This window comes from Streptomyces sp. NPDC087845 (assembly GCF_044742755.1).
Classification (GTDB): domain Bacteria; phylum Actinomycetota; class Actinomycetes; order Streptomycetales; family Streptomycetaceae; genus Streptomyces.
Map to the genome: position 1 here is coordinate 306,100 of NZ_JBIUVC010000007.1, position 18,076 is coordinate 324,175.

Here is an 18,076-nt window from a genome sequence, read left to right on the forward strand (position 1 = left end):
ACGGACCGGTCGGCCGGGCAGGCACGCAGGCCAGGCAGGCCGGGCAGGCAGGCAGGCAGGCAGGCAGGCAGGCAGGCAGGCAATCGGACCGGACCGCCCGGCCACCCGCTCGCCTTCCGTCCACCGGCGCGTCGACGGGCCGCCTGGCGTTCCCCGTGCCTCGTCGGCAGCCTCTCGCGGGCCCGTCGGCCGCTCGCGCCGGGACAGCCGAGGGTCCACTTCCCCTCGCCGGGACAGCCGAAGGGACTACTGGCCGAGGGGATCGCCTGTGAGCAGCAGAGACGGGCCCGGCCTTTCCCTGGGACCGCCTGTGAGCGGCAGACGGGCCCGGCCTTCCCCCGGGACCGACCCGGACGGCTGGGATCGGCCGGTCCGGCCGGACCCGGGCATGCGTGAGGGGCGGCCGCGAAACCGCGGCCGCCCCTCACGCAAAGATTCTCCGGGGCCCTATTGGCCCTGCTCGTCACGGCGGCGCTGCCACCGCTGCTCGATCCGGTTCATCACGGTCCGGCGCTGCCTGGGCCGACGGCTGTCGCCGCCGCCTCCGGCTGCCTGTCGCTCGCCCGGCTTGGGCGCCTTGCGCCAACCGGTGACCGCAAGGACCGCACAGCCGAGCATGACGAGGAACCCCACCACGCTGATCCAGATCTGCTGGGCGACCATTCCGGCCATGAGGAGCGCGATACCCACCAGGAAGCCTGCGACCGCCTGGTAGACCCGTCGCCGGGTGTACGTACGCAGTCCGCTTCCCTCGAGCGCTGTCGCGAACTTGGGATCTTCGGCGTACAGCGCTCGCTCCATTTGCTCGAGCATTCGCTGCTCGTGCTCCGAGAGCGGCACGGAGTCCTCCTCGTCGTCGGCCGCGGGGGGCGGCCGGTATGCGGCCCTTCCAGGATAGGCAGGGAATCGCCCCCGTGAAACCCGCCCTCTTTTGCCAATCAGCCAGTCCGGGCCGCCACGACGGCTCAGCTGCTGAGGCGTAGATTCCCCAACCTCCGATCCGTCATGCCGGATGGTGTCCCCCGATCATACGGGGCGAAGCCCCCGATCGGGGGTCCCGGGCCGTACTCCATCTGCGGCTGCGCCCCTGATCAAACGTGCTACAGCCGCGCTACCAGTCGCCCGCTGCCGTGCTCGGCCGTGCTTCGCGCCCGGAACACCTCAGGCGCGCTTCGTGCCCAGTACGTGCAGCTGCGTCGCGACGGAGTGGAAGGCGGGCAGCTCGGCCGCGGCCGCCTCCAGCTTGAGCAGGGCGTCCACGGCACCGGGCTCGGTGTCCACCAGGACCCCGGGGACGAGGTCGGCGAAGACCCGTACGCCGTGGACCGCGCCGACTTCCACATCGGCGGCGGAGACCAGCTCGGTGAGCTGCTCCGCGGTGTAGCGCCGGGGTACCGGGTCACCCGCGCCCCAGCGGCCCGCCGGGTCGCCGAGCGCCTGCCGGGCCTCGGTGAAGTGTCCGGCGAGCGCCCGGGCCAGGACGGCGCCGCCGAGCCCGGCGGCGAGCAGGCTGAGCGCACCCGCCGGGCGGAGCGCCTCGACCGCGTTGCGCACACCCTCGGCGGGGTCGTCCACGTACTCCAGGACTCCGTGGCACAGCACCGCGTCGTAACCGCCGCGCCCGACCACGTCGAACAGGCCGTGGATGTCGCCCTGGACCCCGCGGACCCGATCGGCCACCCCGGCCTCGGCGGCGCGGCGCTCCAGGGCGAAGAGCGCGTTCGGGCTGGGGTCGACGACGGTGACCCGGTGGCCGAGACGGGCCACCGGGACCGCGAAGTTGCCGGTGCCGCCGCCGGTGTCCAGAACATCCAGGGCGTCCCTGCCGGTCGCCTTGACCTGATGGTCGAGGGCGTCCTTCAGGACCTCCCAGACCACGGCGGTACGGAGGGAGGCGCGGGGGCGCAGCTGGTCCGACACGGCAGATGACTCCTCGGCACGGTGCCGCCACTGACGGCGGAGCGTGAACAGTGCAGGTGGTACAGGTGCTGTCCACCCTATTGCCTCGCGCCGCCGTCGCCGTCATCCCGCGTCGGGCCGCTCCTTCCGGGCTTGTGGGAGCACCGGCTGAAGCATCAGCAGCCGCTCGACCAGGCGCAGGAACATCCCCGCGTCGCGCAGCAGGTCGTCGGCGTCCCGCCGACTGGCCGCGCCCGGTATGCCGGCTTCCGCGCGGGCCCTGCGGCGGGCGCCGGAGGCGAACAGCGCGCTCCATTCGGTCAGTTCGGGAGCTATTTCCGGGAGGACCTCCCAGGCGCTGCGGATCCGCTCACGGCGGCGCCTGGAGGTTTCGGGGCGACCCCGCGCGGCGAGCACGGCGGCGGCGGTGCGCAGCGCGGCGAGGTGGGCGGTGGCATACCGCTCGTTCGGAACGTCGAGAACGGCGGCCTCGTCGAGGCCGGTGCGGGCCTGGGCGAGCAGATCGAGTGCGGCGGGCGGCGCCGTGGTGCGGCGCGGAACGGGATGGACATCGCTTGCCGGGCCGGTCAGTGAGGGAGCAGGGCCGTCTGCGCGGCGCCGCGGTGCGGCTGCTGCGGACGAGTGGGCCATGACGAAACCTCCTGTCTCGTGCAACGGCTCCGTGGCCGTATGCATCCATCGTGGCGGGCACCACTGACAATCGATCTCGCCCCTCCCCTGACCTGCTCTTTTGCTTCGATCGCGAGTTCGGGCTACATTTTTGAACTGACCGGTCAGTTCAAAACAAGGGGGAGTCTGTGGACAGCCCGCACGGGGCAGCTGTCACCGCCGAGGATTTCGGGCTCAAGGGACCGCGCGGCTGGGCCTTCCGGGGCGTGGACATCCAGGCCGGGCCCGGAGCGCTGGTGGCCGTCGAGGGCCCGTCCGGCTCCGGCCGCACCTGCCTGCTGCTCGCCCTCACCGGCCGGATGCGCCCCACCGAGGGCCGGGCGGAGATCGGCGGACTGCGCCTGCCGCGCAAGATGGCCGCCGTACGCCGCATCAGCGCACTGGGCCCGGTGACCGGGGTCAGCGAGCTCGACCCGGCCTTCACCGTCGCCGAGCACCTGCGCGAGCGGGCGCTGCTGCAGCACCGCTTCGACGGTTCGCTGCGCGCTCTGCTGCGTCCCCGCGCCGAGCGCGTCGCCGCCGCACGGGGACGGATCGACGCGGCGCTGGAAGCCGCCGGGCTCGACCCCGCCACCCTGCCCAAGGCCGAGCGGACCTCCGTACGGGATCTGGAACGGCTGGAGGCGCTGCGGCTGTCCATCGCCCTCGCGCTGATCGGCCGGCCCCGGCTGCTCGCGGTGGACGACACCGATCTCAAGCTCTCCGACGCCGAACGCGCCGAGGCCTGGGAGCTGCTGCGGTCCATCGCCGGCGGAGGCACGACCGTACTGGCCGTGTGCAGCCAGGCACCCGAGGACGCCATCACCGTACGTACCGACACCACGGCCTCGCCGGCGCACACACAGGATGCCGCGGCCGAGGAGACCACGACCGAGGAGGAACCGGCCGATGCGTTCGCCGAGACTGGCCGCGCTTGAGCTGAGGCGTTTCGGCAGGGGGAAGCTGCCGGTCGCCGCACTGATCGCGCTCCTGCTGCTGCCGCTGCTCTACGGCGCCCTGTACCTGTGTTCCTTCTGGGACCCGTACGGCCGCCTCGACAAGATCCCGGTCGCACTCGTCAACAACGACAAGGGCGCCACCGCCGCCGGCAAGCACATCGCGGCCGGCGACGAGATCACCGGCAAGCTCCTCGACTCCAAGACCTTCGAGTGGCACGAGGTGAGTTCCGCCGAGGCCCACAAGGGCGTCGAGGACGGTACGTACTACCTCTCGCTCACCATGCCGTCGGACTTCAGCAAGCGGATCGCCTCCAGTTCGGGCGGCTCCCCCGAGACCGGCGCGCTCCAGGTGCGGACCAACGACGCCAACAACTACATCGTCGGGCAGATCTCCCGGTCGGTGTTCTCCGAAGTGCGCACCGCCGCGTCGACCAACGCCTCACGCGGCTTCCTCGACCGGATCTTCATCAACTTCTCCGACCTCCACGACGCCACGGCGAAGGCGGCCAAGGGCGCCGACGACCTCAAGGGCGGCATCGGCAAGGCGAAGAAGGGGTCGCAGGATCTCGCGGACGGGCTGAAGGACGCCAAAAACGGCAGCAGCAATCTGGCCGGCGGGATAGTCAAACTGAACAAGGGCGCCGGCGACCTGGAATCCGGCTCCCGGCAGGTCGCCGACGGCACCCAGCTGCTCGCCGACAAGGTCAACGGCGTGGCAGCCGACGTCCGTCCGTTCCTGAAGGACAACGGCAAGTCCATCGGCGACACCGCCCGACTGGTCGCGGACTCCTCGCAGACCGTACGGGACAACCTCGACCTGCTGGTGAAGTCGGCCCCCACCGCGGCCACCGCCGCCCACACGGCCTCCGACGAACTGACCGAGGTCTACCGCACCAGCTGCACCGAGCAGTCGCCGGCCGACCCCACCACCTGCCCGCCGCTGAAGCGCGCGAAGACAGCGGCGGCCGACGTCGCGAAGGTCGCCGACGATGTGAATGTGCTGGTCACGAACCAGAACGGCGACCTGAAGAAGCTGCGCGCCCAGCTGACCGCGCTGCGGCAGCAGGCCAACGACCTGGCCGGGAGCGCACCGCGCCTGGACGAGGACCTGAAGTCCGCCGTGGAGAAGGTCAACGCGCTCAACACCGGTGCCCACAAGGTCGCCAAGGGAGCGAACGAACTGCACACCGGCCTGGCCACGGCCAGGACGGGCTCCGCCGACCTGGACAACGGCGTGAGCAACCTCAGGAAGGGCGCGACCGATCTGGACGGCGGGCTGATCCGGCTCGGTGACGGCTCGGCCACTCTCGCCGAGGGGCTCAACGACGGTGTCGGCAAGATCCCCGACTACGACAAGAAGGACCGCGACGCGCGTACGGAGGTCATGGCCGATCCGGTGCAGCTGGCCTCCAAGTCGCTGCACGCGGCCCCCAACTACGGCACCGGCTTCGCCCCTTACTTCATCCCGCTCTCCCTCTGGGTCGGCGCGATGGTGGCGTACATGCTGATCCAGCCGCTCAACCGGCGCGCACTCGCCGCCGGGGCGTCCGCCTGGCGGATCGCCTTCGCCGGATGGCTGCCGGTGGCCGCGATCGGACTGCTGCAGGTGGCCGCCCTGATGGCCGTACTGCACTGGGGGCTCGGGCTGCAAATGGCCCGTGCCGCCGGGACGATCGGCTTCCTCGCGCTGGTGACCTGCTGCTTCGCGGCGATCGTGCAGTGGCTCAACGCCCGGTTCGGGGCTGCGGGACGCATCCTCGTGCTGGCGGTGCTGATGCTCCAGCTGACCTCGGCCGGAGGTACGTATCCCGTCCAGACCAGCCCCGGATTCTTCAACGCGATCCACCCCTACCTGCCGATGAGTTACGTCGTCGAGGGGCTGCGGCGGCTGATCACGGGCGGCGGCCTCGGCCCGGTCTGGCAGGGCAGCGCGGTGCTGCTGGCCTTCACCGCCGGGGCGCTCGCCCTGACCGCCGTCGCCGCACGCCGCAAGCAGGTGTGGACCCTGGACCGGCTTCATCCGGAGCTGAGCCTGTGAGCGGGTCCGGACCTGTGAGAATCAGGGGCATGGAAAGCAGTAGCACCACGCGCCGCCAGGCCACCCGGCAGAAGCTCTACGAGGCGGCCGTGACTCTCATCGCCGAGAAGGGCTTCTCCGCGACCACGGTGGACGAGATCGCCGAGCGCGCCGGGGTCGCCAAGGGCACGGTCTACTACAACTTCAAGAGCAAGACCGAGCTCTTCGAGGAGTTGCTGCGCCACGGCGTCGGGCTGCTCACGGCATCGCTGCGCTCCGCGGCCGAGGAGACCGGGGAGCGCGGCGGCAGCAGGGTCGAGGCCCTGGACGCGATGATCAGGGCCGGTCTGGCCTTCATCGACCGCTACCCGGCCTTCACCCAGCTGTACGTCGCCGAGCTGTGGCGCACCAACCGGGCCTGGCAGGGCACCCTCCTGGTGGTGCGTCAGGAGGCCGTCGCCGTGGTCGAGGGGGTGCTGCGCGAGGGGGTGGAGAGCGGCGAGCTCAGCGAGGAGATCGACATCCCGCTGACGGCTGCCGCGCTGGTCGGCATGGTGCTGGTGGCCGCCCTGGACTGGCAGGCGTTCCAGCCGGAGCGGTCGATCGACGATGTGCACTCGGCGCTGTCGCTGCTGCTGCACGGGCGGGTCAGCGGACGCTGATCCCGGCGGCGGGGGCCGCTCCCGCGGCCCGTCGCACGGACACGCGAAGACGCCGGTCCGGTGAGGCTCGATCCCCCCGAGCCTGCGCCGGACCGGCGTCCCCCGTGCTGCCGAAGAGCGTTTCCCCGCGACCCCCCGTTTCCCCCCGTGGTCCTCGGGCTCTCCGTCGTGCTCCCCCGCTCAGGAGAAGGGCCGCATCCGTTCCGCCGCCCCGTGCCGGCGGTGCCGGTGCCGCGCCCCTCTCCGTGGGTTCCACTCTCCCGTCCGCGCAGCCCGGAACCCATCCGCGCAGCTACTCATCTCGCTGCCTAGGTACAGATACTCAGGGCTGCGCAACGATCCCCGCCCCGGGCCGCGCGCCGTCTGGTTACGATCGCGTGCGTGTCCGTACTCCCTCTGGTGTTCACAAGCGGCTGGGCGAGCGGGATCAACGCCTACGCGGTGGTCCTGCTGCTCGGTGTCTTCGGCGCGACCGGTCTGAGCGACGAGGTGCCCGCGTCGTTGCAGCGCACCGATGTCCTCGTCGTGGCCGGTGTGCTCTTCCTGTGCGAGGTGGTGGCGGACAAGATCCCGTACGTGGACTCGGTCTGGGACTCGGCGCACACCGTCATCAGGCCGGTCGCCGGGGCCGTCGTGGCGGCGCTGCTGGCCGGGGAGAGCGGTTCGCTGCCGGAGCTCGCGGCCGGGGCCGTCGGTGGTTCCACCGCGCTGATGAGTCACCTGGTGAAGGCGGGTACCAGGATGGCGGTCAACACCTCCCCCGAGCCGTTCAGCAATGTCGCGGTGAGCACGGCCGAGGACCTGGGCGTCGCGGGGATCGTCACCTTCGCGATATTCCATCCGCTGGTGGCAGCGGTCATCGCCGGGGCGCTGCTGCTGCTCGGCATGGTGATGCTGGTCTTCCTGGTCTCCCGGATCCGCCGCTTCCTGCGCCGCAGGGCGCAGCGCCGCGAGGAGAAACGCCTGGCCGGGGCCGGTTCGTACTGGCCACTGGACTGAGTGTCGGCGGTGGCCGTTAAGGTCACTGACATGGCACGTATTGCGGTGATCGGCGCCGGGATGGGCGCGATGGCGGCGGCCGCCCGGCTCGCCGTGGCAGGCCACCGGGTGACGGTGTACGAGCGGTCCGGGACCTTCGGCGGCTCGGTCGGGCGGTACGCCCATGAGGGCTTCGCCTTCGACACCGGCCCCACACTGCTGCATCTGCCCGCGGTCTACCGGGACTTGTTCGTGAAGACGGGCAAGGAACCGCTGGAGCGGTGCGTCACCATGACCCAGGTCGATCCGGCGAGCCGCCACGTCTTCGCGGACGGCACGGCGGTCTCGCTGCCGAACGCGTCGCGGGCCGGGGTGGTCTCCGCCCTCGACAGCGCGCTCGGGGGCGGGGCGGGCGCGGCCTGGGGCGAGTTCCTCGACCGGGCTCGCGACGCCTGGGACCGGTCCCGGCGTCCGCTGCTCGAAGAGCCGCTGCGCTCCGACTGGCAGGTGCTCGGCCGTGATCCGTACCCGGCGCTCCGGCAGCGCCGCCTGCTGCGCTCCGCCCGGCAGGCGGACACGGTCGCGGAGATCGGCGCGTGGGAGCTGCCGGACCCCCGGCTGGCCACGCTTCTCGACGGGTACGCCCTGTCGTACGGGCTCGACCCGCTGCGCGCGCCGGCGGCGGCCGCCCTGCTGCCGTACATGGAGGAGACCTTCGGCAGCTGGTACGTCCGGGGCGGGACCCGGGCCCTGGCGCAGGCGGTGTACGAGCGGTGCCTGGCCAGGAAGGTGGAGTTCGTCTTCGGCGGCGAAGTGGCCAGGGTCGTCGAGAAGGACGGCCGGGCGGCGGGCGTCGAGCTCGTGGACGGGACGGTCGCGGAGGCCGGCCACGTGGTGCTGGGAGCCCGACCGCATCCGGGCCTGGTACCCGGTCAGGAGCTGTGGCGGGACGGTGACGTGGCGGTGCAGCCGCGGCCGGGGCAGGGGGTGGTGCCGGGTCGGTTCCTGGTCCTGCTGTCGCTGCGCGGCGCCCGGCCCGCGGATGCCGTGCACCGGACCCTGGTGCACCCGGCGGACGGCGCGGCGGAGCGCGAGGCGGTGTTCGGCGGCAGGCTCGCCGACCGCCCCACGGTGACGGTGCTGCGCCCGGACGACCCGTCGACCCGCCCCGACGACGCGCACGAGGCGGTGACGCTGAGCGCGACGGTCGCCCCGCACGGCGCGGTCGACTGGACGGACACGGCGTTGCGCGAGCGGTGCGCCGACGCGCTGATCGAGGCGGCCGGCGCGGTCGTGCCGAACATACGGGAGCGGCTGCTCCACGCCGAGGTGCGGACCCCGGCCGAGACGGCGGCGGACACCGGAGCCGAGGGCGGCTCGGTGCCCGCCCCCGCGCTCGCCGGGGCTCAGGGCGCGTATCTGCATCCGGGCAACCGCACCCGGCTGCCGGGGCTCTACACCGCGGGCGGCTGGTCGCACCCGGGCGGCGGGCTCGCCCATGCGGGAATGTCGGGTGCGCTGGTCGCCGGGCTGATCATCGAGGGGGACGGGTTCCGGGGCTCCCAGTGAGGGAGAAGCGGGCGGAGGTGCCCGCCACCGGAGAGGCGGGCCCGCCCGACGGCTGCCACTCTCCCCGTCCCTTCGGCGGCCCTCCGCCTCTGCCGGACCGTCGTCAGTAGCGGTACTGCTGCTCGTCGTAACCGTTGCCGTTGGCGTAGCCGTTCGGGTACGGGGCGGGCTGTGCGGGCTGCTCCGGCGGCGCGGGCGGGTACTGCTCGCCCTCGCGCTGCTGCGGCACCCAGACGCCGCCGGGCGGGGTCTCGGGGTGCTGCTGGGCGTACTGATCCGCGGCGTACTGCTGCTGGCCGCCGTAGCTGTCGTAGCCATTGCCGTAGCTGTCGTACGAGGCGTACTGCGCGGAGCCGCCGGTGGTGCCGGTCCCGATGTACGGGTCGGAGTACGCGGCGTACTGCTGCTCGCCGGTGCCGTAGTCGTACTGCCCCTGCCCGGCGAAGGAGTCCCTGTCCGGCGCCGAGTACGAGGGGTCGGCATAGGGGTCGTACGCGGCGTACTGCGGCTGCTGTTCCGCCTGCCCGTCCGGGCCCTGCCGCGGCCGCTGGTGACCGCTGTAGACGCCGTACTGCCCGGTGTCGTCCGGCAGCGGCTCCGGCTCGTAGACCGCGGCCCCCGGCGCCGCAACTCCCGGTGCCGCGCCCGCCGGTGCCGCGGACGATGCCGCCGCGGTGTCGGCCTGCTCCGGGATTCGCGCGTCGTACTCCGTCTCCAGGTCCGACACTTCGAGCGTGGGCTTGCGGCTCTCCCGGCCGCTTCCGCCCCGGCGGCGACGGCTCGCGCCGGGCCTGCCCCCTATCGCCCAGCCGGTGGAGAAGCCGCGCCGGAAGGACAGCGTGACGTACGTCTGACCGGTCGCGAACGCGATCGTGCCGACGACGATGACGAACACGGACGGAATCAGCACGCCGACGACCACACAGCCGAAGCCCGCGAAGGCGAGCAGCCGCCAGCGAAGGCGCGCCTTGTACTGCAGGAGTACCTCGCCGAGCAGCCACAGCGCGACGATTCCGAACGCGATGTAGAGGACCGTCCAGCCCATGCCCGCCCCCTCACTACGGCCCCCGCCCCGGATCGCGGCGGGTACGGCCGGTCACGACTGCTTGTGCAGTCCGAGATTCTCGTAGATTTCGAGCGTCGCGGTCGAGTTGTTGAGCGTGATGAAGTGCAGTCCGGGCACACCCTCGGAGCGCAGCTTCGCGCAGAACTGCGTTGCGAAGTCGATACCAATGGAGCGTACAGCGGCGGGGTCGTCCTTGGCGGCGAGGATGCGTTCTTTCAGAGAGGAAGGGAAAGACGCGTTGCTGAGCTGCGCAAACCGGTCCAACTGCTTGACGCTGGTCAGCGGCATGACCTCGGGGATGATCGGGGTTTCGCAACCCGCAGCGACCACACGGTCACGCATCCGCAAATAGTCCTCCGGATTGAAGAACATCTGCGTGATCGCATAGTCGGCACCGGCCCGGCACTTGTCCACGAAATGCCGGGTGTCGGTGTCCCAGTCGGCCGAACGCGGGTGCATCTCGGGAAATGCGGCGACGCCGACGCAGAAATCGCCGGATTCCTTGATGAGCCGGACCAGATCGGCCGCGTACCGCACGCCCTGCGGATGCTTGACCCACTCGCCCATCGGGTCGCCGGGCGGGTCTCCGCGCACGGCGAGGATGTTCCGGATTCCGGCGTCGGCGTACTGCCCGATCATGTTGCGCAGCTCGGCGACGGAGTGGTTGACCGCCGTGAGGTGCGCGACCGGGGTGAGCGTGGAATCTGCGGCGATCTGCTGGGTGGCCTTGACCGTCCCGGCCCGGGTGGAGCCACCGGCCCCGTAGGTCACGGAGACGAAGCTCGGCCCCACCGCCTCGACGCGGCGCAGCGCGTTCCAGAGATTCCGCTCGCCCTTCTCGGTCTTGGGTGCCCAGAACTCGAACGAATACGAAGTCTTGCCGGACGCGAGGAGCTCACGCACCGTGTGCGCGTGATCCGTCCTGGTAGATGGTGTGCCAAGGGCCATACGGGCAGGTTAACCAGAGCGCGGGGACCGCAGGACCAGACCAGCGCTAATTGCCCGAATTGACTGGTTGTTTGTCCATCCCTCGGACATCTGGCCGGATCACGCTCCGGCGCGCGCCCGGATTCGCCCGGCCAGCCCGGCAGTGGCGGCCGCCGGATCGGCGGCCTCGGTGATCGCCCGTACGACGACCACCCGGCGTGCTCCGGCGTCCAGCACCTCGTCGAGATTGCCCGCGTCGATCCCGCCGATGGCGAACCACGGGCGCCGGGTGCCGAGCGAGGCGGCGTACCGCACGAGGTCCAGACCCGGCGCATGGCGGCCGGGCTTGGTCGGGGTGGGCCAGCACGGACCGGTGCAGAAGTAGTCCACACCGGGTTCGGCGGCGGCCGCGTCGACCTCGGACTCGGCGTGCGTGGAGCGGCCGATCACCACGCCCTCGCCGATGATGGCGCGGGCGGCCGGGACCGGCAGGTCGCCCTGGCCCAGGTGCAGCACGTCGGAGCCGATGGCGTGGGCGACATCGGCCCGGTCGTTCACCGCGAGAAGCTTGCCGTGACGCCTGCAGGCGTCGGCGAAGACCGCCAGGTGTTCGAGCTCCTCCGCCGCCTCCATGCCCTTGTCGCGCAGCTGGACGATGTCCACCCCGCTGGAGAGGACCGCGTCGAGGAACGCGGGAAGGTCGCCTTGGCGCTTGCGGGCGTCCGTGCACAGATAGAGCCGGGCGTCGGACAGCGGCACGCTGGGCGTGGACATGATGCGGTTCCCCCTGGAGAGCATGGCGGAGCTGGAGAGCGGGTGGAGCGGTCGCCGGATCCGGCGCGGGGTGCGGGCCGCGCGGTGCTGCGCGGCCCGCACCTCACGTACGGTCGGCGGTCAGACGGCGAGCGCCTGGGCGCGGCGCTTCACCTCCGTGCCGCGATTCTCGCTCAGTGCCTGGGCAGGGGTGCCCGGCAGGGTCGGGTCGGGGGTGAAGAGCCATTCCAGCATCTCTTCGTCGGTGTAGCCGTCGTCCCTCAGGAGCGTCAGGGTGCCGGAGAGGCCCTTGACCACCTTGTCGCCGTCGATGAAGGCGGCAGGCACCTGGAGCGCCCGGTTCTCACCACGTCGTACGGCGATGAGCTGGCCCTCCTTGACCAGCTGGCGCACGCGCGTCACCTCGACACCGAGCATTTCGGCGATGTCGGGGAGGTGGAGCCAGGCGGGGACGAGAGCATCGATCTTTGCGTCAATCTCGGTCACAGGGACAAGCGTGCCATCCCGGACCGACAGTCGGTAGCCGGGCCGACCGTACGGGGCGCCGGGGTACGCCGTCAGAGGGTCGCCGACTTGAGGGGGACGGCGGGGTCGGCGGCGCGCGCCGGATCGAGGCGGGCGCCCGCCTCGATGAGCCTGCGCCCCTGCGCCAGGTCGCGCGGCCGGCCGACGGCGAGGACCGCGACCAGGACGCCGTCGCGCAGCCAGCACACCGACCAGGTGGGGCCGGTGGGCTCGCCGCGCCACAGCAGGGTGTCGGCGCCGCCGTGGTGGCCCGCGTACTGCACGAACCGGTCGAACTGCTCGGACCAGAAGTACGGCACGGGGTCGTACGTCCGCGGCGCCGGGTCACCGCCGGCCGCGGCGGCGATGATGTTGGCGGCGGCGGTCCGGGGGCCCTGGAGGGCGTTGTCCCAGTGGTGGACGAGAAGGCGTTCGCCGTACCGGGTGGACGGGAACGAGGCGCAGTCGCCGACCGCGTACACATCGGGCTGCGAGGTGCGCAGCGCGCCGTCGGCGGTCACCGATCCGTCGGCGCCGAGCGCGATGCCGGAGCCGGCCAGCCAGCCGGTGGCGGGCCGTGCGCCGATTCCGACGACGACCGCTCCGGCCGGGATCTCGCGGCCGTCCGTGAGGACCACCCGGCCCGGTTCGATGCGGGCGACCCGGGCTCCGGTGAGGAGTTCGGCGCCGATCTCGGCGTACCAGGCGGTCATCGGGGCGGCGACCTCGGCCGGCATCGCGCCCGCGAGGGGCTGCTCGGCGGCCTCGACGACGGTGACCGCGCAGCCCGCGGCGCGGGCCGCGGTGGCGAACTCGGCGCCGATCCAGCCCGCTCCGACGACCACGACGCCGTGCTGCTCGTCGAGGACGGGGCGCAGTCGTGCCGCGTCGTCGAGGGTGCGCAGCAGATGGACGCCGGGAAGGCCCTCGGAGCCGGGCAGGACGACCGGTTCGGCACCGGTCGCGATCACCAGGAAGTCGTAGGGCACGGGACCCGAGGGGGTGTCCAGCTCATGCGCGCCGGGCCGCACACCGGTGACTTCGCGGCCCAGTCGCAGATCGATGTCCAGCGCCTCGAAGTCGATGTCGAACGCGGAGTCCTCGGCCTTGCCGAGCAGTACCGCCTTGGACAGCGGGGGCCGGTCGTAGGGCTGGTGCGGTTCGGCGCCGATCAGGACGACGGGGCCGGTGAAGCCCTGTTCCCGCAGGGCCACCGCCGTCTGTACGCCGGCCATGCCCGCGCCGACGACGACGACGCGACGCCCGGCCGACGGGTCGGGCCGCTCCGCCCCGTCCGGCTGCTCCGACTGCTGCTGCTCGCTCACCCGTACACCATAAGCACCTGACGATTCATCAGGGTAGGGGACCTCTTCCACGGTGCTCGTTCCGCTTCCCTCCTACGGCTCCCACTCCCCTCTCTCCTCCGGCCGGACCCGGCCGTCCGCGAGAGCGGCGACGGTGGAGACGCAGTGGCCGGAGGATGTCGTTCCGCCCTGCTCCGGCTGCACGGAGGGGCGCCTCCCCTGCCTTTGAGGCCATGAGGGAGGAATCCGAGCGAGCGAACGGGCCACGGGCCCTGCTCCCTTACCGGGCCCGGGGAACGAGGTTTAGGGTGGCCGACGTAAAAGACTCGCGGGAGCCCGGACGCACCGGGCTGAGAGGGAGGCTGGGGCGGCCTCCGACCGTACGAACCTGATCCGGGTCATGCCGGCGAAGGGAGGGGCTGGACGCCCATGCGTTCTTCTCGGAACAAAAACGGATCCGACGTCCTGGTCGTCGGGGGCGGGATCATCGGTCTGGTGACCGCCTGGCGGGCCGCGCAGCGCGGACTGCGCACCGCGGTCGCCGATCCCGAACCGGGCGGCGGAGCCGCTCAAGTGGCGGCCGGCATGCTGGCCGCCGTCACCGAACTCCACTACGGCGAACAGATGCTGCTGGGCCTCAATGTCGCCTCGGCCGCGCGCTATCCGGCCTTCGCGGCCGAACTGGAGGCGGCGAGCGGTCAGGAGACCGGCTTCCGCGCCTGCGGCACCCTGGCCGTCGCGCTGGACTCCGACGACCGTGCCCATCTGCGGGAACTGCACGCCCTGCAGCAGCGTTCGGGCCTGGAGTCGGAGTGGCTCGGCGGCCGCGACTGCCGCCGTCTGGAGCCCATGCTCGCGCCCGGTGTCCGCGGCGGTCTGCGGGTCGACGGCGACCACCAGATCGATCCACGCCGGCTGGCCGCCGCACTGCTGACCGCCTGCGAGCGGGCCGGGGTGGTCTTCCACCGCGGCTGGGTGGAGCGCCTGGCGGTCGTACGCGACCGGGCCGCCGGAGCCGTGCTCGCCGGTGGTACGGAGCTGGGCGCCGACCAGGTCGTACTCGCCGCGGGCAGCCTCAGCGGCCGGCTCCCGGGGCTGCCGGACGAGGCCGTGCCGCCGGTCCGGCCGGTGAAGGGGCAGGTGCTGCGGCTGACCGTGCCCGCACCGTACGCGCCCTTCCTCACCCGGACGGTCCGGGCCGTGGTCCGGGGCAGTCATGTCTATCTCGTCCCGCGGGAGAACGGCGAACTGGTCGTCGGCGCCACCAGCGAGGAGATGGGCTGGGACACCACCGTCACCGCGGGCGGCGTCTACGAGCTGCTGCGGGACGCGCACGAGCTGGTGCCCGGCATCACCGAGCTGCCGCTCACCGAGACCCGGGCCGGCCTGCGTCCCGCCTCCCCCGACAACGCCCCGCTGCTCGGCCCCACCACCCTGCCCGGCCTCCACCTGGCCACCGGCCACCATCGCAACGGGGTGCTGCTCACCCCCGTCACCGGAGACGCCATGGCCGCGCTGCTGGCCGACGGCGAACTGCCCGAGGTGGCCCGCCCCTTCACTCCGCACCGTTTCCCGCCCGCCGCCCCCGTACGTCAGGAGCAGCCCGCATGACCGAGCCCGCACCACTCTCCGAGCCCGGCTCCCCCTCTCCTTCTCCCTCCCCTCCCCCTTCCCCCTCCCCTCCCCCTTCCCCCTCCCCTTCCCCCGCCGAATCCGCGCCCCTCTCCGTGTCCGTGAACGGCGAGGTGCGCCTCCTCCCCGCGGGCACCACCCTCGACGTCCTCGTCGCCACCCTGACCGCCGCGCACTCCGGCGTCGCCGCCGCCGTCAACGAGACCGTCGTCCCGCGCGGCCGGTGGTCCACCGCCGCGCTCGGTGACGGTGACCGCGTCGAGGTCCTGACCGCGGTCCAGGGAGGCTGACGATGCCCGACGACCTCTTCACCCTCGGCGACACCTCCTTCGGCTCCCGGCTGATCATGGGGACCGGCGGGGCGCCCAGCCTCGACGTGCTGGAACGCTCGCTGACCGCCTCCGGCACCGAACTGACCACCGTGGCGATGCGCCGCCTGGATCCGGCCGTGCAGGGCTCGGTGCTCTCCGTCCTCCGGCGGCTCTCCATCCGCGTCCTGCCGAACACGGCGGGCTGCTTCACCGCGGGCGAGGCGGTGCTGACCGCCCGGCTGGCCCGCGAGGCGCTCGGCACCGACTGGATCAAGCTGGAGGTGGTGGCCGACGAGCGGACCCTGCTGCCCGACCCGATCGAGCTGCTCGACGCCGCGGAAACCCTGGTGGACGACGGGTTCACCGTGCTGCCGTACACCAATGACGACCCGGTCCTGGCCCGCAGGCTCCAGGACGCGGGGTGCGCGGCGATCATGCCGCTCGGCTCCCCCATCGGCTCCGGCCTCGGCATCCGCAATCCGCACAACTTCCAGCTGATCGTCGAGCAGGCCCGGGTGCCGGTGATTCTCGACGCGGGCGCCGGGACGGCCTCGGACGCGGCGCTCGCGATGGAGCTGGGGTGCGCGGCGGTGATGCTGGCGTCCGCGGTGACCCGGGCCCAGGAGCCCGAGCTGATGGCCGCGGCGATGCGGCACGCGGTGGCGGGCGGGCGACTGGCGTACCGCGCGGGCCGGATCCCGCGCCGGCACTTCGCCGAGGCCTCGTCGCCGGTGGAGGGGCGGGCGGCGCTGGACCCGGAGCACCCGGCCTTCTGACCCGCCGGGCCGCCGGTGGACGCATGTCCCTGTCACGGCTCGGCTGCAGTACGGCCCCGGGACCGCTCCGGCCCGTCGGACGTGTCCGTGGCGGCTCGTAGACTCGCATGCGTGGATACGACCCTCCAGGACCCTCTCGTCGGGCAGCTGCTCGACGGCCGCTACCGCGTCGATGCCCGCATCGCCGTGGGCGGCATGGCCACGGTCTACCGGGCCGTGGACACCCGGCTCGACCGGGTGCTCGCCCTCAAGGTGATGCACCCGGCGCTCGCCACCGACGCCTCGTTCGTCGAGCGCTTCATCCGCGAGGCCAAGTCCGTGGCCCGGCTCGCGCACCCCAATGTGGTCGCGGTGTTCGACCAGGGCGCCCAGGGGCAGTACGTCTATCTCGCGATGGAGTACGTCGCGGGCTGCACCCTGCGCGACGTACTGCGCGACCGCGGCGCCCTGCAGCCGAGAGCCGCACTGGACATCCTGGAGCCGGTCCTCGCCGCCCTCGGCGCCGCGCACCGCGCGGGCTTCGTGCACCGCGACATGAAGCCGGAGAACGTCCTCATAGGGGACGACGGCCGGGTCAAGGTCGCCGACTTCGGTCTCGTACGGGCGGTGGGCGCCGTCACCAACACCACCGGGTCCGTCCTGGGCACCGTCTCCTATCTCGCCCCCGAGCAGATAGAGAACGGCACGGCGGACACCCGCACCGATGTGTACGCCTGCGGTGTCGTCCTGTACGAAATGCTGACCGGTTCCAAGCCGCGCTCCGGCGACACCCCCGCCCAGGTCATCTACCAGCACCTCAACGAGGACGTCCCGGCCCCGTCGGCCGCCGTCCCGGGGCTCCCGGTCGCGCTCGACGACCTGGTGGCGAGCGCGACCGCCCGCAACCCCGAGGTCCGGCCGTTCGACGCGGTGGCGCTGCTCGCCGAGACCCGCGAGGCCCGCTCCGGCCTCACCGACGCCCAGCTGGACGCCGTACCGCCGCAGGCCCTCGCCGAGGCGCGCGACGCCGCCGAGGACCGTACGAGCGTGATCCCGCGGCTGCTCCCGGCCGGCCAGGGCGTCGCCCATCACACCAGCCGGCTGGAGCTGCCCCCGCAGATACCGACGCGGCCCGCACAGCGCGGAGCGTGGTTCCCCGGTCCGCGGCGCGCCGTCATGGCCGCGGTCGTCGCCGTCCTGCTGGTGCTGGGGGCCGGCACCGGTGTCTGGTACATCAATTCCGGGCAGTTCACCCGGGTCCCCTCCCTGCTCGGCCAGACCGAGAAGACCGCCCAGCAGCGTCTCTCGGACGCCGGTCTGGAGCTCAAGGGCGTCAAGCGCTCCTACAGCGACACCGTGGAGCGCGGCAAGGTCGTCGGCAGCGACCCGAAGTCCGGCGCCCGCATCCGGGGGAACGACGCGGTGACGCTCGTCGTCTCGCGCGGCCCCGAGATCGTGAAGGTGCCCGATGTCCGGGGCCGCGCGCTCGCCGACGCCAGGCGGGAGCTGAAGAAGGCCGGACTCGTGCCCGGCATGGTCACCAAGGAGTTCAGCGAGGAGACGGGCCGGGGCGAGGTGATCCGCACCGACCCCGCGGCCGGCGCCGAGCGCCACCCGGACTCCGCCGTCGCCCTGTTCGTCAGCAAGGGCGCTCCGGTCGACGTCCCCGATGTCACCGGGCTGTCCGTCGAGGACGCCACCGCCGCGCTGGACGAGGAGGGTCTGAAGACCGAGGTGCTGCCCGACCGGGTCAACTCCCCCGAGGTCGCGGGCGACATCGCCCATCAGTCGCCGGCCCGGGGCAGCCGGGCCGCCGAGGGCGACACCATCACACTCACGGTCTCCAAGGGGCCGCGGATGATCGACGTACCGGACGTCACCGGGAAGGACGTCGACGACGCCAGGAGCGAGCTGGAGGACGCGGGCTTCGAGGTCAAGGTCGACCGGCCGTTCCTCTCCTTCAGCGACACCATCGCCGGCCAGTCCGTCAACGGCGGCGAACAGGCCCCCGAGGGCAGCACCATCACCATCAAGACCAAGGGGCTCTAGA

17 protein-coding genes and 1 riboswitch are annotated in these 18,076 nt (G+C 72.4%); of the genes, 9 read left to right on the forward strand and 8 right to left on the reverse strand.

The features are described 5' to 3' along the window. Positions 1-447: 447 nt before the first annotated feature. From ACIOMQ_RS20360 to ACIOMQ_RS20370, 3 genes are all read right to left on the reverse strand, one after another. A complete protein-coding gene (locus ACIOMQ_RS20360) occupies positions 448-840 on the reverse strand; it encodes a DUF3040 domain-containing protein (RefSeq protein WP_362204555.1) in 393 nt (130 codons plus the stop codon). Positions 841-1,161: 321 nt separating this feature from the next. Next, the gene (locus ACIOMQ_RS20365) at positions 1,162-1,920 is read right to left on the reverse strand and encodes a methyltransferase (protein WP_362204552.1); all 759 of its coding nucleotides are present in this window, start codon (positions 1,918-1,920) and stop codon (positions 1,162-1,164) included. Positions 1,921-2,022: 102 nt separating this feature from the next. After that, entirely contained in the window at positions 2,023-2,550 is a 528-nt protein-coding gene (locus ACIOMQ_RS20370) for an SAV_6107 family HEPN domain-containing protein (RefSeq protein ID WP_362204549.1), read from the reverse strand. Positions 2,551-2,717: 167 nt separating this feature from the next. Here ACIOMQ_RS20370 and ACIOMQ_RS20375 point away from each other — a divergent pair, with 167 nt between their 5' ends. The 5 genes from ACIOMQ_RS20375 (at position 2,718) to ACIOMQ_RS20395 (ending at position 8,753) form a co-directional block, all read left to right on the forward strand. Then, positions 2,718-3,506, forward strand: coding sequence for an ATP-binding cassette domain-containing protein (locus ACIOMQ_RS20375; protein WP_402189723.1), 789 nt, complete (start codon positions 2,718-2,720; stop codon positions 3,504-3,506). After that, positions 3,478-5,565, forward strand: coding sequence for a YhgE/Pip family protein (locus tag ACIOMQ_RS20380; protein ID WP_401940682.1), 2,088 nt, complete (start codon positions 3,478-3,480; stop codon positions 5,563-5,565). Before ACIOMQ_RS20375 ends, ACIOMQ_RS20380 begins: the two co-directional genes overlap by 29 nt. Positions 5,566-5,594: 29 nt before the next feature. Next, on the forward strand, positions 5,595-6,206 hold the full coding sequence (locus ACIOMQ_RS20385) for a TetR/AcrR family transcriptional regulator (RefSeq protein WP_362204540.1): 612 nt from the start codon (positions 5,595-5,597) through the stop codon (positions 6,204-6,206). Positions 6,207-6,587: 381 nt separating this feature from the next. Continuing rightward, a complete protein-coding gene (locus tag ACIOMQ_RS20390; protein ID WP_401264747.1) occupies positions 6,588-7,205 on the forward strand; it encodes a DUF4126 domain-containing protein in 618 nt (205 codons plus the stop codon). A 30-nt stretch (positions 7,206-7,235) separates the two neighbouring features. Next, a complete protein-coding gene (locus ACIOMQ_RS20395; RefSeq protein WP_402189726.1) occupies positions 7,236-8,753 on the forward strand; it encodes a phytoene desaturase family protein in 1,518 nt (505 codons plus the stop codon). A 103-nt stretch (positions 8,754-8,856) separates the two neighbouring features. On the opposite strand, the gene ACIOMQ_RS20400 is transcribed toward ACIOMQ_RS20395, so the two are convergent. From ACIOMQ_RS20400 to ACIOMQ_RS20420, 5 genes are all read right to left on the reverse strand, one after another. Then, complete coding sequence (locus tag ACIOMQ_RS20400; protein WP_402189728.1) at positions 8,857-9,798, reverse strand: hypothetical protein; 942 nt, start codon at positions 9,796-9,798, stop codon at positions 8,857-8,859. A gap of 51 nt (positions 9,799-9,849) precedes the next feature. Beyond that, positions 9,850-10,767 (reverse strand): methylenetetrahydrofolate reductase [NAD(P)H], encoded by a 918-nt coding sequence (gene metF, locus ACIOMQ_RS20405; protein ID WP_362204528.1) that lies wholly within the window; start codon positions 10,765-10,767, stop codon positions 9,850-9,852. Positions 10,768-10,866: 99 nt separating this feature from the next. Beyond that, positions 10,867-11,520 carry a thiamine phosphate synthase gene (thiE, locus tag ACIOMQ_RS20410; RefSeq protein WP_362204525.1) on the reverse strand — a complete coding sequence of 218 codons (654 nt, stop codon included), beginning with the start codon at positions 11,518-11,520 and terminating at the stop codon, positions 10,867-10,869. A gap of 120 nt (positions 11,521-11,640) precedes the next feature. Beyond that, positions 11,641-12,006: an Rv2175c family DNA-binding protein gene (locus ACIOMQ_RS20415; protein WP_362204522.1), complete on the reverse strand. Its 366-nt coding sequence runs from the start codon at positions 12,004-12,006 to the stop codon at positions 11,641-11,643. Positions 12,007-12,077: 71 nt separating this feature from the next. Further along, complete coding sequence (locus tag ACIOMQ_RS20420) at positions 12,078-13,349, reverse strand: NAD(P)/FAD-dependent oxidoreductase (RefSeq protein ID WP_401264756.1); 1,272 nt, start codon at positions 13,347-13,349, stop codon at positions 12,078-12,080. 297 nt (positions 13,350-13,646) lie between these two features. After that, a riboswitch (TPP riboswitch) is annotated at positions 13,647-13,760 on the forward strand. Here ACIOMQ_RS20420 and thiO point away from each other — a divergent pair. The 4 genes from thiO (at position 13,758) to pknB (ending at position 18,075) form a co-directional block, all read left to right on the forward strand. Further along, the gene (thiO, locus tag ACIOMQ_RS20425; protein ID WP_401264759.1) at positions 13,758-14,939 is read left to right on the forward strand and encodes a glycine oxidase ThiO; all 1,182 of its coding nucleotides are present in this window, start codon (positions 13,758-13,760) and stop codon (positions 14,937-14,939) included. Its footprint overlaps the riboswitch before it by 3 nt. Further along, a complete protein-coding gene (thiS, locus tag ACIOMQ_RS20430) occupies positions 14,936-15,250 on the forward strand; it encodes a sulfur carrier protein ThiS (RefSeq protein WP_402189731.1) in 315 nt (104 codons plus the stop codon). Before thiO ends, thiS begins: the two co-directional genes overlap by 4 nt. 2 nt (positions 15,251-15,252) lie before the next feature. Beyond that, on the forward strand, positions 15,253-16,047 hold the full coding sequence (locus ACIOMQ_RS20435; RefSeq protein ID WP_362204513.1) for a thiazole synthase: 795 nt from the start codon (positions 15,253-15,255) through the stop codon (positions 16,045-16,047). 111 nt (positions 16,048-16,158) lie between these two features. Then, a complete protein-coding gene (gene pknB / locus ACIOMQ_RS20440; RefSeq protein WP_401986765.1) occupies positions 16,159-18,075 on the forward strand; it encodes a Stk1 family PASTA domain-containing Ser/Thr kinase in 1,917 nt (638 codons plus the stop codon). Position 18,076: the final 1 nt, after the last annotated feature.

Excerpts from the sequence above, each read along its gene's own strand:
- ACIOMQ_RS20395 (WP_402189726.1), top strand. The coding sequence starts at position 7,236 with ATGGCACGTATTGCGGTGATCGGCGCCGGGATGGGCGCGATGGCGGCG.
- thiO (WP_401264759.1), top strand. The coding sequence starts at position 13,758 with ATGCGTTCTTCTCGGAACAAAAACGGATCCGACGTCCTGGTCGTCGGG.
- ACIOMQ_RS20435 (WP_362204513.1), top strand. The coding sequence starts at position 15,253 with ATGCCCGACGACCTCTTCACCCTCGGCGACACCTCCTTCGGCTCCCGG.
- ACIOMQ_RS20380 (WP_401940682.1), top strand. The coding sequence starts at position 3,478 with ATGCGTTCGCCGAGACTGGCCGCGCTTGAGCTGAGGCGTTTCGGCAGG.
- metF (WP_362204528.1), bottom strand. The coding sequence starts at position 10,767 with ATGGCCCTTGGCACACCATCTACCAGGACGGATCACGCGCACACGGTG.
- ACIOMQ_RS20385 (WP_362204540.1), top strand. The coding sequence starts at position 5,595 with ATGGAAAGCAGTAGCACCACGCGCCGCCAGGCCACCCGGCAGAAGCTC.
- thiE (WP_362204525.1), bottom strand. The coding sequence starts at position 11,520 with ATGTCCACGCCCAGCGTGCCGCTGTCCGACGCCCGGCTCTATCTGTGC.
- thiS (WP_402189731.1), top strand. The coding sequence starts at position 14,936 with ATGACCGAGCCCGCACCACTCTCCGAGCCCGGCTCCCCCTCTCCTTCT.
- ACIOMQ_RS20400 (WP_402189728.1), bottom strand. The coding sequence starts at position 9,798 with ATGGGCTGGACGGTCCTCTACATCGCGTTCGGAATCGTCGCGCTGTGG.
- ACIOMQ_RS20370 (WP_362204549.1), bottom strand. The coding sequence starts at position 2,550 with ATGGCCCACTCGTCCGCAGCAGCCGCACCGCGGCGCCGCGCAGACGGC.